This is a genomic window from Pseudomonas taeanensis MS-3, from assembly GCF_000498575.2.
Lineage (GTDB): Bacteria > Pseudomonadota > Gammaproteobacteria > Pseudomonadales > Pseudomonadaceae > Aquipseudomonas > Aquipseudomonas taeanensis.
The window spans coordinates 293,163-307,084 of record NZ_AWSQ01000004.1; the positions used below are offsets into that span (position 1 = coordinate 293,163).

A 13,922-nucleotide genomic window follows, 5' to 3' on the forward strand; every position below is an offset into this window, starting at 1 on the left:
TGGCATCCCAGACCTGGCCGGGCTAGGATAGCAGCCACTATTCCCAGGCTTTACCCATGCAGCAGACCCCGCCCATCCATCGCCAGCGCTACCTGCTGCTGTTCCTCCTGCTGCTGCTCGGCAGCGGTTTTCTCGCCACTTCATTGGCCAGTTACTACGCCGCGCTCGAGACGGTGCGCGACAACATCGTCAACACCGAACTGCCGCTGACCTCGGATAACGTCTACTCGGAAATCCAGAAGGATCTGGTCCGTCCCGTGCTGATTGGCTCGATGATGGCGCGCGACACCTTCGTCCGTGACTGGGTGATGGCCGGCGAGCAGGACACCGCGCAAATGACCCGCTACCTCAGCGAGGTGCAGGAACATTACGGCGCAGTCACCAGCTTCTTCGTCTCGGAAAACACCCACACCTACTACCAGGCCAAAGGTGTGCTGAAACAGGTCAAACTCAACGAGCCACGGGACGACTGGTACTTTCGCGTACGCGATATGCAGGCGCCCTACGAGATCAATGTCGACGTCGACCTGGCCAACCAGGATCGCCTGACGTTCTTTATCAATCACCGGGTGTTCGACTACCAGCAGCGCTTTATCGGCGCCACCGGCGTGGGCCTCACCGTGGATGCGGTGGTGCAACTGATCGACGCCTACCAGCAGCGCTACGGTCGCAGCGTGTATTTCGTCGACGCCAGCGGACGTATCGCCCTCACGGGGGCCAATGGCGGCCCAGAGGGCGCGAAAACCGGCCAGATGCTCAGCGAAGTGCCGGGCCTGGCAGAATTGCAGACGAAACTGCCACAACCGCAGAGCGGCAATTTCGAGTACCAGGCACAGGGCCGCGCACACTTCCTCAACGTGCGTTTCATTCCCGAATTGAACTGGTATTTGTTCGTCGACAAACAGGAAAACGGCGTCCTGGCCGGCATCCGTCACTCACTCTATGTGAACCTGCTGATCTGCCTGCTGGTCATCGGCGTGGTGCTCGGCCTGGTGAGCATCGCCCTGCGCCGCTATCAAGCGCGTATCGCCACCCTGGCCACCACCGACTCGCTCACCGGTTTGCCCAATCGCCGCGGCTTCGATCTGCTGGTCAATCAGGCCATTCAGGAGTCGCGCCGTGAGCAGAGTCCACTGTGCGCGCTACTGCTCGACCTGGATAACTTCAAACAGCTCAACGACAGTCAGGGTCACCTCGCTGGAGACGAAGTGCTGCGTGGCTTCGCCCAGCAGCTACAGAACAACCTGCGCCAGTCCGACATCATCTGTCGCTGGGGCGGCGAGGAATTTATCCTGCTGCTCAAGAACACTACCCCGCAACAAGCGCACCAGCTGGGTGAGAAGATTCGCCAGCAAACCGAGCAGACTCCCTTCCTCTTCAACGGCACCGCCCTGCAGGTCACCGTTAGCATCGGTCTGAGCGAGCTGCGCTCGGGCGATGCGCTCGACCACTTGCTCGCCCGTGCCGACCAGGCGCTCTATCGAGCCAAGCAAGCCGGGCGCAACCGCCTCTGCGAGGACGCCACATGAGTGCTCAGGCCCTCACCTGCCCACGCTGTGGCCAACCCAACCAATGCGCCCAGGCCAACGCGCAAACGCCCGTGGCGCACTGCTGGTGTTTCGCTGCCCGCATCGAGCCCGGTGTGCTCGACAGCCTGCCGCCCGAGCTGCGCAATCGCGCCTGCCTGTGCCCGAATTGCGCGCAAGCACTACCGCCGGCTGAGACTGAACCCACAGCCCGATAGCCCATGCGCCTCGACCGTTTCCTCAGCAACCTGCCCCGCTTCAACCGTCAGGAAGTACGCCAACTGTTGGCCAGCGGACGCATCCGCCTGGACGGCCAGACCTGCTGCGACAGGCACAGCGAGGTCAGCGTGTTCAGCCGGGTCGAGCTGGATGATGAGCTGCTGCAAACCGGCAAAGCCGCGCGCTACTTCATGCTGCATAAGCCAATCGGCGTGGTCAGCGCCACCGAGCATCCCGAACACCGCACCGTGCTCGACCTGCTCGCCGAGCCGGACAAACACGAGCTGCACCTGGCCGGTCGTCTCGACCTCAACACCAGCGGTCTGCTGCTGATCACCAACGACGGCCAGTGGTCACGCCGGGCGACCTCGCCGCAACACAAGCAGCCCAAGGTATACCTGGTCGAGACCGAAGAGCCGATTGACCCCGCCTGTATCGCCACTTTCGCCCAAGGCCTTTACTTTCGCTTTGAGGACCTGATCACCCAGCCCGCCGAACTTGAAATTCTAGCGCCGCGCCGTGCCCGGTTGACCCTGTGCGAAGGCCGCTACCATCAGGTCAAGCGCATGTTCGGCCACTTCCAGAACAAGGTCGTCGGCCTACATCGCATCAGCATGGGCGCAATCGTCCTCGACGAACGACTCGCCCCCAGTCAGTACCGCGCGCTGACAGCGGCCGAGATCGCCTGTTTCTGAGGCAACTGACGACCAGTTCGGCCCAAGTCACAATCATTAGCTCACTACCCGATAAACGGTAGGCCACTAATGAAATTAGCGCTTGCCACGACTGGGGCCCACTGCTTAAATCGAGCCATAAGGTCTTGATGTGACCGTCGAGTCACAGAAGCCATCTAAGCGTTCTTTCGGTTGCTTGCGCGCTGCGCGAAATGGGTTCCTGCCTGGTTACAAGACGCCCTCCAACACCTTGAAAAAGGTTGGAGAGGATGCTCTATTTCGGCCCTAACCGATTGAAAATAAATAACTTATAAAAATCCCCAGCCTGACATTCGTTTGTCATGTCCAGGCGCTTTCCTACTGTCCTACCTTGCTTGCCCGGCGAACGGCTGCCCCGTTCGCCAAGCCTAACTTGCGCCAGGAGGAAACAACATGAAGCCAGCTATCGCTGTCGTCGATGTTCACGGGACTTACAAGGTTCACACGGAGTTTTACGCAAGCCCTGCAGCGCGCAAGACCATCATCCTGGTCAATGGCTCGCTGTCCACCACCGCCGCCTTCGCGCAAACGGTCAAGTACCTGCAGACGCAATTCAACGTGGTGCTCTACGATCAGCCCTACGCCGGCCAGTCCAAGCCGCACAACAGCAACGCTCACTCGATCAGCAAGGAAGACGAGGCCTTCATCCTCCTCGACCTGATCGAGCACTTTCGCGTCGACTACCTGCAGTCCTTCTCCTGGGGTGGTGTCGCCGCCCTGCTGGCCCTGGCCCAACGCCCGGCACGCATCGAAAAAGCGGTGATCACCTCCTTCTCGCCGCTGCTCAACGAGCCGATGCTCGACTACCTGGAAAAAGGCCTGAGCTACCTGCACGCAGCGGACGGCAGCAATCTCGGCCACTTGGTCAACAACACCATCGGCAAACACCTGCCGTCGCTGTTCAAGCGCTTCAACCATCGCCACATCGCCAGCCTGGACGCACACGAATACCGGCAGATGTTCTCCCACGTAGATCAGGTGGTGCACATGGAAAATCACTGCCAGATGGAGTGCCTGGCCGGCATCAAGATTCCGCTGCTGTTCGTCAATGGCGAGCACGATGAATACGCCGCGCCCGAGGACGTGCGCGTGCTCACCCAACACCTCAGTGATTGCCACTTCGCCACCATCGACAATGCCGGACACTTCCTCGACATGGAACACAAGGCCGCTTGGCTGCAAAGCCGGGATGTATTGCTGGGCTTTCTGCAAAGCACGCCGCAACGCAGCACAACCTTCCGCCCGCAAGTCGAACTGCAGCACGCGATGGCCGTATGAAACATGCCATTCTGCTGCTCTAGCACCGAGTCGCAACAAGATTGCGCTCGGTGCGGGCTTCTTTTAGCGCGCGACTTCTGGTACAAAGGCATCCGCAAAAGCGGGCGTCGTATAATGGCATTACTCCAGCTTCCCAAGCTGATAACGAGGGTTCGATTCCCTTCGCCCGCTCCAGATTGTTCAAGTTAAAGCCCTGTTTTCCGACAGGGCTTTTTCGTTTCCGGCTTTTGCCAATGTGAACACTGTGGAAATCAGTCAACGACCCTAATCGAATAGCCTCATTCCGAGGCTCAGGCTGGACAGCGATGACTTCAGCGAGGTAGCGGGAAGAACGCCGCGCCATCGACTGGTGGCTGGCATTGCGGAGTTTGGGCTCCCGCAGGCTTTGCTGGGCGAGCCGAGTGACCGGCGCTGACGCGTGATCACAAGGCAACTGGTATTTGAGCCTCGTCGAAAACCTTGTAGGTTGTGACTGAAGCGCTACTTGTCGAGGGCCGCCGCAACCTCGACTGCCTGAATATCGGCAAGCACCAGCGGCTGCAAGAGCACCTCTTCCATGGCGTGCGGTGGGGCTACCATCACGCCTGATAACTGGCTGATGATCTGCCACTGCTGATCGAGTTCGGTGTTGACCGCTGCCATACGCGTAATCATGCGTTTGCCGGCTGCCCGCACGACCTTGTCTTCGCTAGCGATCAGCTCGAACGACATCGCCGTTATCGAGGCGGTCAGATGGGTAAGGCTGCGCGCCGTCAAGCTCAACAACTCAGCCATTTGTTTTTCCCTGGCGTCCATTCCCAACTCCTTTGTTCAGTACTTCCAAGCACTGCATGGCCATTACGGCTCGCTAATTCCTCGCCCTGGTTCAATAGAGCGATTGCTGCCGGGAGAAGTGTGCCTGCTTTAAAAGACAAAGTGGAAGCGGCACGTGTTAGCTCGGATCGATTTCCAGTGCCGCACCCTGCTGCCCCCCTGGCACAGCAATCGCTCAGCTCTTCAGGCGGTAGCCAGTCTTGAAGATCCAGCCGACCGTGAGGATGCACAGCAGCAGAAAGCCGAAAATCATCCCCAGGCTGAGCACTACGTTGACGTCCGAGACGCCATAGAAGCTCCAGCGAAAGGCGCTGATCAGGTACACCACCGGGTTGAACAGGGTCACGGTCTGCCACAGCGGCGGTAGCATACTGATCGAGTAGAAGCTGCCGCCGAGGAAGGTCAGCGGCGTGACGATCAGCGCCGGCACCACCTGCAGCTTCTCCCAACCGTCGGCCCAGACGCCGATGATGAAGCCGAACAGGCTGAAGGTCACCGCCGTCAGCACCAGCAAGGCCAGCATCCACAGCGGATGGAGAATCTCGAAATCGACGAACAGGCGCGCGGTGACCAGGATCACCAATCCGAGGATGATCGACTTGGTCGCCGCCGCGCCGACGTAGCCGATAAGGATTTCCAGGTAGGACACCGGCGCCGACAGCACCTCGTAGATGGTCCCGGAGTACTTGGGCATATAGATGCCAAACGAGGCGTTGGAGATGCTCTCGGTGAGCAGCGCCAGCATAATCAGCCCCGGCACGATAAAGGCGCCGTAACTGACGCCATGCACCTCGGTCATGCTCGAACCGATGGCCGAGCCGAACACCACGAAATACAGCGAGGTGGAAATCACCGGGGTGGCGATGCTCTGCAGCAGGGTGCGCCAGGTGCGCGCCAGCTCGAACAGGTAGATTGCGCGGATCGCATAGAAATTCATGACCGTGACTCCGATTCAGGTCGTTGAGAAGCATCGCGAGCGAAGGCTAGGCAAGGCGAAATCGGGCGAGGCCGCGGAGTGTACGAGTTGTACATGAGCAGGCCGAGCCCGATTTCAACGCGGCATAATCGAGTGCAGTAGCTTCTCATCGACCTGACACCAGGCTGACGAAGATTTCTTCCAGAGAACTCTGACTGGACTGCAGGTCCTTGAAGTCTATGCCGCGTTGGGCCAAGTCCTTGAGCAGCTCGGCGATGCCGGTGTGCTCGCGCTGGGCGTCGAAGGTGAACACCAGCGCATGGCCATCGTCCGCCAGTTCCAGTGGGTGCCCGGCCAGTTCGGCAGGAATGCTCGCCAGCGGCTGCTGCAATTGCAGGGTCAGCTGCTTCTTGCCGAGTTTGTGCATCAGCGCCTGCTTGTCTTCCACCAGGATGATCTCACCCTGGCTGATGACGCCGACGCGGTCGGCCATTTCCTCGGCCTCCTCGATGTAGTGGGTGGTGAGGATGATGGTCACGCCACGTGCGCGCAGACCACGGACCATGTTCCACATGTCGCGGCGCAACTCGACGTCGACCCCGGCGGTGGGTTCGTCGAGGAACAGTATCTGCGGCTCATGCGACAGCGCCTTGGCGATCATCACCCGGCGCTTCATGCCGCCGGACAGTTCGATGATCTTGGCGTCGCGCTTGTCCCACAGCGACAGGTCGCGCAGCACCCGCTCCAGGTAGGCCGGGTCGGGCTTCTTGCCGAACAGCCCGCGGCTGAACTTGACCGTCGCCCAGACCGTCTCGAAACCCTCGCTGACCAGTTCCTGAGGAACCAGGCCGATCTTCGAGCGCGCCGCGCGGTAGTCCTTGATGATGTCCTGGCCATCGACCAGCACCCTGCCCGTACCGGGATTGACGATGCCGCAGATGATGCTGATCAGCGTGGTCTTGCCGGCGCCGTTGGGGCCGATGATCGCGTGCACCTCGCAGGGCGCGACGGACAATGAGATATCGCTGACCGCGCGCAGACCGCCGAACGCCTTGCTCAGCCCCTGGGTTTGTAGAACGTAGGCAGTCATACACTGGTCTCCTTGTTCACCGCGACGGCAGTGGACAGCGCCGCGTCGTCGGCGGGCTTGGCTTTGCGCGCACTGCACAGCTGCAACAGCAGCCCGGCGATGCCGCGCGGCAACAGCAGGACCATGGCAATCACCACCAGGCCCATCGGCAGCTCCCAATGCGGGGTCAGCCCGGCGAACAGCTGGTGCAGGCCTTCGAAGGCGAAGGCGCCGAGAATGGGGCCGAACAGGCTGCCCATGCCGCCGAGGATGACCATCACCAGGGCGTGGGCCGAGAGCTGCCAACTGACCTGGCCGGGGCTGACGAAGCCGTACTGGGTGGCCGAGAGCATGCCGGCGTAACCGGCAATGGTGCCGGCGATGACGAAGGCCGCCAGTTTGTAGAACAGCGGGTTGTAGCCCATGGAACGGACCCGCTCCTCGTTGTGCTTGATACCCAGCAGCACCCGGCCGAACGGCGCGCGCAGGCAAGTACGCAGCAGCAGGTAGAGCAGCACCAACGAGCCGAGTACCAGGTAGAACAGGCTGCGCGGGTTTTCCAGGTCGAGCAGCTGCACCCCGGCGATGGCCACCTCGGGTTTAAGGAACAGGTAGATGCCATCCGAGCCGCCGGCGAAGGCCGAGTCGTGGAACAGGTAATAGAGCATCTGCGAGAAGGCGATGGTCGCCATGATGAAGAAGATCCCCGAGGTGCGGATGATCAACAGGCCCATCAGCAGCGCAGCGGCGGCGCTGACCGCCAGGCACAGCGCCAGGGCCAGCCAGAAATTCACCGCCTCGAACTCCGGGGCGAACAGCACCAGGCTGTAGCCGGCGATACCGAAGAACGCCGCCTGGGCCAGGCTGACCATGCCGGTCACGCCGACCAGCAGGTCGAGGCTGAGGGCGACGATGGCGAGGATCATGATGTGGGTCAGTTGCTGCAGGTGGTAGCTGTGCTGCTCGCCGCTGAGGCTCTCGCCGAACAGCGGAAAAGCGGCCAGCAGCAGGGTCAGTGCCAGCAACAGATAGCGGATGGTGCGAGGTAAGGGACGCATGGTGCATATCCTCCGAAGGGCAGGTGTCAGGCGAACAGCCCGCGCGGTTTGAACAGCAGCACGACGGCCATCAGCAGGTAGATCGCCATGCCCGCGTACTCGGGCACCAGCACCGCGCCCCAGGTGGCAGTCAGGCCCACCAGCAGTGCGGCAAGGAAGGCGCCGCGAATCGAGCCGAGGCCGCCGATCACCACCACTACGAAGGCGATGATGAGGATCTGGTTGCCCATGCCCGGATACACCGAGGACACCGGCGCAGCGATCATCCCGGCGAACGCGGTGAGCGCCGTGCCGGCGGCGAACACCAGGCTGTAGATGACCCGGATATTGATGCCCAGACCCTGGACCATCTCGCGGTTGCTGGCGCCGCCGCGAATGACGATGCCCAGCCGGGTGCGCTGCAGCACCCCGTACATGGCCAGGGCAATCAGCCCGCAGACCGCGGAAATGAACAGCCGGTAGACCGGGTATTCGAGGGTCTCGGTGAGCTGGATCGAGCCCTCCAGCAACGCCGGAATCGCCACGCTGTGGACGTCGTTGCCCCAGGCGATGCTGCGCAGCGAGTCGATCACAAGGATCATGCCGAAGGTCATCAGCACCTGGTCGAGGTGGTCGCGGCGGTACAGCGCCTGCATCAGGAAGCGTTCGATCAGCACCCCGAGCAGCGCTGCCAGCGGCAGGCCAAGGAGAATGGCGAGAAACAGGTTGCCGGTCAGCGCGGTCAACCAGAAGGCCAGGTAGGCGCCGACCATGTAGAGGGCGCCGTGGGCCAGGTTGATGATCTGCATGATGCCGAAGATCAGGGTCAGGCCGCTGGCGATGAGGAACAGCAGCAGGCCGTACTGCAGACCGTTCATGGTCTGGATGAGAACAGTGGAGAAATCCATCGGGAGTACCTGGCGTAGACGAGTGAACCGCCCGCGCACGCGCTCATGGCGCGGCGCGGGCGGAGGCCGGAACGCTTACTGCAGCTTGCAGCCTGGCGCCGGATCGGCCAGCGCGGTGGCCGCGATGCTGGCCACCTGGTTGGCGCCGTCACGCACCTCGCGCAGGTAGACGTTTTGCACCGGGTTATGCGCCTTGGAGAAGCTCCAGTCGCCGCGTGGGCTGGCGATGTGTGCCTGGCTCATGGCGGCAATCCAGGCGTTGCGGTCCTCGGTGTTGCCGGCTACCTGTTGCAGCGACTGGGCCAGCAGCAGGCCCGTGTCGAAGCCCTGCACCGCGTAGATGTCCGCCTCCTTGCCGAACTGCTGGCGATAGGCGTCACGGAAACTACGGTTCTGCTCGGTGTCCAGGCTGTCGGCGTAGTGCAGTGTGGTCAGCACCCCTTCGGCGGCCTGGCCTTGCGCGGCCAGGGTGCCCTCGGTGAGGAAGCCCGAACCGAGCAGCGGGATCTTGCCCTGCAGACCCGCTGCGGCGTAGTCCTGGACGAACTTGGCGGCGCCGCCACCGGCGAAGAAGACGAACACTGCGTCCGGCTTCAGCGCGGCAATCTCGGTCAGCTGCGACTGGAACTCAACGTCTGGAAACGGCACGTAGATTTCCTTGCTGACGGTGCCGCCGGCCTTCTCGAAGCCTTCCTTGAAGCCCTCTACCGATTCGGTGCCGAAACCATAGCGCCAGGCCACGGTGACGATGTTCTTGTAGCCCTTGTCGGCGGCCACCTGGCCCATCGGGTAGGCGGTCTGCCAGGAGGTAAACGAGGTGCGGAAGATGTTCGGTGCACACAGCGGGCCGGTGGCGGCGTTAAAGCCGGCATTCGGGATGATCAGCGGCACCCCGCTGTCCCGGGCGACCTTGACCGCGCCCATGCCGACCCCGGAATGCACCGGGCCGACCACCACGTCGACCTTGGCGCCGTCGACCAGTTTCTGCATGTTCGGCACCGCCTTGCCCGGGTTGGCCTCGCTGTCGACGCTGACGTACTCCACCGCACGCCCGCCGAGTTGGCCGCCCTGCTGCTCGATGGCCATCTTCATGCCGTTGGTGATGGCCTCGCCGAGGGCCGCATAGGTGCCGGTGTAGGGCAGGAGCAGGCCGACCTTGACTGGGTCGGCGGCCTGCACATTGCCGAACAGGGCCAGCGTGAGGGCGGCGGAGCCGAGGGTGGAAGCGATTTTCTTATAGTTGTTCATCGTGGTTATCCAGGTTCGCAAGGTTATCGGGATGTAACGGATCTCCGTTGCGCCGCGCCGACGAGCTGGCCGGAGCGGCGCAGGAGGTCAGAGCAGGTTCCAGGTGTAATTGAAAATCAGCCGGTTCTCGTCGACGTCGGTGCGGTAGTTGGAGCGCGCGGTGACGTTGCGCACTTTCACGCCCAGGCCCTTGAGCGAGCCGCTCTGCACCACGTAGCCGATGTCCAGGTCGCGCTCCCACTCCTTGCCCTCGAAGCCACGGCCGGTGTCGACGTTGTCGCCCTTGATGTAGCGCACTCCGGCTACCAGGCCTGGCGCGCCCAGGGCGGCGAAGTCGTAGTCGTAGCGCGCCTGCCAGGAGCGCTCGTCGGCTGCGTCGAACGCGTAGGTCGGCACCTCGTTGCCCAGCGGGCTGACGTTGGCGAACACCCGCGGCAGGCCGTCGTCGCCGAACATTGCCTGGTAGCCGAGGTAGACAGTGTGGCCGCCGTACTTGGCCGACAGCAGGGAGAACGCCGCCTGGTTGTCCAGCTTGCCGATCAGCTGCTCACCGTCCTCGGCCGAGTCGAAGTAGCCGAGGCTGGCACCGAGCACCCAGTCGCCGACCGGTTCGCTGTGCTTGAGGCTGAAATAGCGCTGGTTGTAGATATCTTCCAGCTGGGAGTACCAGGCACCGACCGCGGTGCGGTTGTCGTTGAAGGCATAGTCGGCACCGGCGTAGTTGAAACGGTCAGTGGTGACCAACTGGCCGGCCTGGCGCCGCGGGACGAAGCCGACCATGGCGCCGAGTTCGCCGTCGCCAGCCTCGTTGCGCAGGCTGGTGGAGCGCAACTGACCGCCTTGCAGGGTCAGCCCGGCGATCTCGTTGGAAACGATGCTGGCGCCCTGGTAGGTCGGCGGCAGCAGGCGTATATCGCCGAAATACAGCACCGGCAGCATGGGTTGCAGCTCGCCGATCTTCAGCTCGGTCTTCGACAGTTTGACCTTCAGCGCCGCGCCCAGACGGCTGTAGCCATCGGCCGCCTTGCCCGCGTCGGTTACTGGCAGCAGGCCGGTGTTGACCCGATCACGGCTGCTGTCGAGCTTAAGGCCGAGCAGGCCCACGGCATCCACGCCGAAGCCCAGGGTGCCCGGGGTGTAGCCGGACTTGAAGTTGAGGATAAAGCCCTGGGCCCACTCCTCGGCCTTGGACTGTTGGTTCGGCCCGACAATGCCTGAGTAGTCGCGGCTGAAGTAGTAGTTGCGCGCGGTGAGGGTCGCGCTGCTGTCTGCGAGAAAACCACCTTCGGCCGCCATCAGGCTCGAGGGCACCGCCAGGGCAACAGCCAGGGCCAAGTGGGCACGCATTGCACGAGGTACAGGGTTTGATTGCTTCATCGTTTCACTCTTTGTAGTTGTTGTAGTGGTGTTGACTTCCACCCTTGCCGGCAGCGAGGCGCGGCAACGCAAGCGGGTGGCCTTACCCCCGCCCTGCCCCGGTCTCCCCCAGGCAGAGCGGCAATAACCGATAAAAACGGGTTGCTTAGCGCGCCACCTCCCGTTCGCCGAGTGGCTCGACCTGGCGGCGCTCAGTCCGGCGTGCGCTCAGCAGCAGGTGGGCGGCGATGCCGAAGATCAGGCCCCAGAACGCCGCCGACAGGCCGAGAAAGGACATGCCCGAGGCCGTGACCAGGAAAGTGATCAGCGCCGCCTCGCGGTCGTCCGGCGTCGCCATGGCACTGGCCAGCGCACCGCCGATGGCGCCGAACAACGCTAGCCCGGCCAGTGCCGCGATCAGCTCTTTGGGCAAGGCGCTGAACAGCGACACCAGGGTGGCGCCGAACAGCCCCAGCAACAGGTAGCAGAGGCCGCCGGCGACGCCGGCCACATAGCGTTTACGCGGATCCTCATGGGCCTCGCGACCGGTGCAGATGGCCGCGGTGATCGCTGCCAGATTGAGGCCGTGGCAGCCGAATGGCGCCAGCAGCAGACTGGCTGTGGCACTGGCACTGATGAGGGGGCTGGCCGGGGTCTGGTAGCCGGCGTTGCGCAGCACTGCCATACCGGGCACGAACTGCCCGGTCAGCGCGACCATCACCAGCGGCAAGGCGATATTCAGAGTCGCGGCCAGGCTGAACTCCGGGGTGATCCACAGCGGTATGGCCAGGCCGATCACCAGCGCCTCGCCGTGCAGTTCGCCGCTGACCAGGGCAATCAGGCAGCCGACCAGCAGCACCGCCATCACCGCGTAACGCGGCAACAGACGTTTGACAATCAGGTAGGTGGCGAACATTGCCAGCACCAGCAAGGGCTGGCTCTGCAGCGAGACGAACAGGCCGGTGCCGAAATTGAACAGGATGCCGGCCAGCATGGCCGCGGAGATCGCCGGCGGCAGGCGACCGATGATGCGGTCGAAGGCGCCGGACAGGCCGACCAGCAGGATGATCAGGTTGGCCACCAGGTAGGCGCCGACCGCCTCGTTCAGGCTGATCTGCGGCAGCAGCGAAACCAGCAGCGCCGAGCCCGGCGCCGACCAGGCGATGACCAGCGGCACCCGGTAACGCAGGCTTAGGCCGATGCCGAGCACGGCGCTGCCGATGGAAATCGCCCAGACCCAGGACGACAACACGGTATGGGACAGGCCGGCGCTGTCGGCCACCTGGAAGATGATCACCAAGGGCCCGGCGTAGGAAATCAGCGTGGCGATGCAGCCTGCCACCAGGGCGGACAGGGACAAATCGTGGAACAGGGCTTTCATAAGACCTCGCCGCAAGGCGCAGCTCGCCATCCGTGGTCAGAAACCCGGATCGCTGTTGTTATGGATGCAGCAGGGAGACCTCGGGTGGCTGGCGCTTTATCCAGCCACCGTTGGGCTCTGGCACAGGGTGTGGGTGGATGAAAGCCGCGTCATCCACCCGTGCCGTCAGGCGTCCTGCAGGGCCCGTGGGCGTTGGCTGCGCTGCTCGGCGGCCGGTGCCGGCGCCTTCTGCAACTGGAAGTCGAACGCCAGCTCGGCGAAGCGCCCTTGCACCCCACGCGCCTCGGCCGCCGCCGCGTCCTCGACGAAGCGCAGCGCACCGACCAGGCCTTCGCGGGTGGCGTATGCGAAGTCGTCCCACAGGTACTGGTCACCATCCAGGTTGATCTGGGTAGTCAGATGGCGGTGGCCCGGCGCCGCGACGAAGAAGTGGATATGCGCCGGACGCTGGCCATGGCGGCCGAGCAGGTCCAGGCACTCCTGGGTCGGGCCGTCCGGGGCGCAGCCGTAGCCGCTCGGCACTATGCTGCGCGCGCGGTAGCGGCCCTCGGCGTCGGTGACGATGCGCCGACGCAGGTTGTATTCGCTCTGGCTCTGGTCGAAGAAGGAGTAGTTGCCCTTGGTATTGGCGTGCCACAGGTCGACCACCGCGCCGGCCACTGGTTGGCCATCGGTGTCGCGCACCACGCCCTCGAGGAACATCACGGTGGCCTCGGTCAGCTCGCTGCCGTCGTCCATCCGCGCCTGACCTTCGCTGATCGGCGCGCCGGCTACGTACAGCGGGCCTTCGATGGTCCGCGGCGTGCCGCCGCTGAGGCCGGCCTGGGCGTCCTTGGCGTCCTGCAGCAGGTCGAGGAAGTGCTCCAGGCCCAGACCAGGTACCAGCAGGCCGAACTCGCTGCGCGCGCCCAGGCGGTTGAGGTAGTCCACGGCGGTCCAGAATTCGTCGTCGCTCACTTGCAGGTCTTCGATGATCTTCGCCGCGTCCTGGACGATGCGCAGCACCAGCTGCTTGACCCGCGGGCTGCCCTGGTCGTTGCCGAAGCCAGCGGCTTCTTCGAAGAACTTCTGAATCTCGGCAGTCTGGGAAATTTTTACAGTCATGACGGTTAACCTCGCGTTGTTGTTATGGCGTCTGCTTAGGGCCTGGCGCCTTAGCGGTCGTCGCTATGGATCGACGAGGGATGGCGGCACAAGCCGTCGATCTCGATATCCATGTAGGGGAACAGCGGCAGCTGCATCAGGGTGTCGTGCAGCGCCTCGACACTCTCCAGGTCGAACACGCTGTAGTTGGCGTAGTGCCCGGCGATGCGCCACAGGTGGCGCCACTTGCCCTCGCGCTGCAGGCGCTGGGCCAGCTCCTTCTCGTCGGCCTTGAGCTGGCTGGCGCGGGCCGGGTCCATATCCACCGGCAGTTTTACGGTCATCTTTACGTGGAACAGCATGGGTTTCTCTCCT

Annotated in this window: 14 protein-coding genes and 1 tRNA gene; 5 read left to right on the top strand and 10 right to left on the bottom strand. The window is 63.2% G+C overall.

All coding sequences use genetic code 11. The annotated features are described in order from the left end of the window. The first annotated feature begins 56 nt into the window (after positions 1-56). The 5 genes from TMS3_RS15030 (at position 57) to TMS3_RS15045 (ending at position 3,910) form a co-directional block, all read left to right on the top strand. Positions 57-1,529 (top strand): sensor domain-containing diguanylate cyclase, encoded by a 1,473-nt coding sequence (locus TMS3_RS15030; protein WP_025166105.1) that lies wholly within the window; start codon positions 57-59, stop codon positions 1,527-1,529. After that, positions 1,526-1,744: a cysteine-rich CWC family protein gene (locus tag TMS3_RS24675; RefSeq protein WP_025166106.1), complete on the top strand. Its 219-nt coding sequence runs from the start codon at positions 1,526-1,528 to the stop codon at positions 1,742-1,744. Before TMS3_RS15030 ends, TMS3_RS24675 begins: the two co-directional genes overlap by 4 nt. A gap of 3 nt (positions 1,745-1,747) precedes the next feature. Continuing rightward, complete coding sequence (locus TMS3_RS15035; protein ID WP_025166107.1) at positions 1,748-2,440, top strand: 16S rRNA pseudouridine(516) synthase; 693 nt, start codon at positions 1,748-1,750, stop codon at positions 2,438-2,440. Between the two features lie 411 nt (positions 2,441-2,851). Beyond that, positions 2,852-3,736: an alpha/beta fold hydrolase gene (locus TMS3_RS15040; protein ID WP_025166108.1), complete on the top strand. Its 885-nt coding sequence runs from the start codon at positions 2,852-2,854 to the stop codon at positions 3,734-3,736. A gap of 100 nt (positions 3,737-3,836) precedes the next feature. Next, positions 3,837-3,910 (top strand) — tRNA-Gly (locus TMS3_RS15045). 306 nt (positions 3,911-4,216) lie between these two features. On the opposite strand, the gene TMS3_RS15050 is transcribed toward TMS3_RS15045, so the two are convergent. From TMS3_RS15050 to catC, 10 genes are all read right to left on the bottom strand, one after another. After that, on the bottom strand, positions 4,217-4,531 hold the full coding sequence (locus TMS3_RS15050; RefSeq protein WP_025166109.1) for a hypothetical protein: 315 nt from the start codon (positions 4,529-4,531) through the stop codon (positions 4,217-4,219). A gap of 193 nt (positions 4,532-4,724) precedes the next feature. Continuing rightward, on the bottom strand, positions 4,725-5,486 hold the full coding sequence (locus tag TMS3_RS15055; RefSeq protein ID WP_025166110.1) for an ABC transporter permease: 762 nt from the start codon (positions 5,484-5,486) through the stop codon (positions 4,725-4,727). 145 nt (positions 5,487-5,631) lie between these two features. Then, positions 5,632-6,555, bottom strand: a complete 924-nt coding sequence (locus TMS3_RS15060) for an ABC transporter ATP-binding protein (RefSeq protein ID WP_025166111.1) — start codon at positions 6,553-6,555, stop codon at positions 5,632-5,634. Next, positions 6,552-7,592 carry a branched-chain amino acid ABC transporter permease gene (locus tag TMS3_RS15065; RefSeq protein ID WP_025166112.1) on the bottom strand — a complete coding sequence of 347 codons (1,041 nt, stop codon included), beginning with the start codon at positions 7,590-7,592 and terminating at the stop codon, positions 6,552-6,554. The genes TMS3_RS15060 and TMS3_RS15065 overlap by 4 nt, the downstream gene beginning before the upstream one ends. A 26-nt stretch (positions 7,593-7,618) precedes the next feature. Continuing rightward, positions 7,619-8,479, bottom strand: coding sequence for a branched-chain amino acid ABC transporter permease (locus TMS3_RS15070; protein ID WP_025166113.1), 861 nt, complete (start codon positions 8,477-8,479; stop codon positions 7,619-7,621). 75 nt (positions 8,480-8,554) lie between these two features. Next, positions 8,555-9,727: an ABC transporter substrate-binding protein gene (locus TMS3_RS15075; protein ID WP_025166114.1), complete on the bottom strand. Its 1,173-nt coding sequence runs from the start codon at positions 9,725-9,727 to the stop codon at positions 8,555-8,557. 87 nt (positions 9,728-9,814) lie between these two features. Next, positions 9,815-11,104, bottom strand: a complete 1,290-nt coding sequence (locus TMS3_RS15080) for an OprD family porin (RefSeq protein WP_025166115.1) — start codon at positions 11,102-11,104, stop codon at positions 9,815-9,817. 145 nt (positions 11,105-11,249) lie between these two features. After that, positions 11,250-12,464 (bottom strand): benzoate/H(+) symporter BenE family transporter, encoded by a 1,215-nt coding sequence (locus TMS3_RS15085; RefSeq protein ID WP_025166116.1) that lies wholly within the window; start codon positions 12,462-12,464, stop codon positions 11,250-11,252. Between the two features lie 165 nt (positions 12,465-12,629). After that, positions 12,630-13,568 (bottom strand): catechol 1,2-dioxygenase, encoded by a 939-nt coding sequence (catA, locus tag TMS3_RS15090; protein WP_025166117.1) that lies wholly within the window; start codon positions 13,566-13,568, stop codon positions 12,630-12,632. A gap of 50 nt (positions 13,569-13,618) precedes the next feature. Then, positions 13,619-13,909, bottom strand: a complete 291-nt coding sequence (catC, locus tag TMS3_RS15095; RefSeq protein ID WP_025166118.1) for a muconolactone Delta-isomerase — start codon at positions 13,907-13,909, stop codon at positions 13,619-13,621. Positions 13,910-13,922 lie beyond the last annotated feature (13 nt).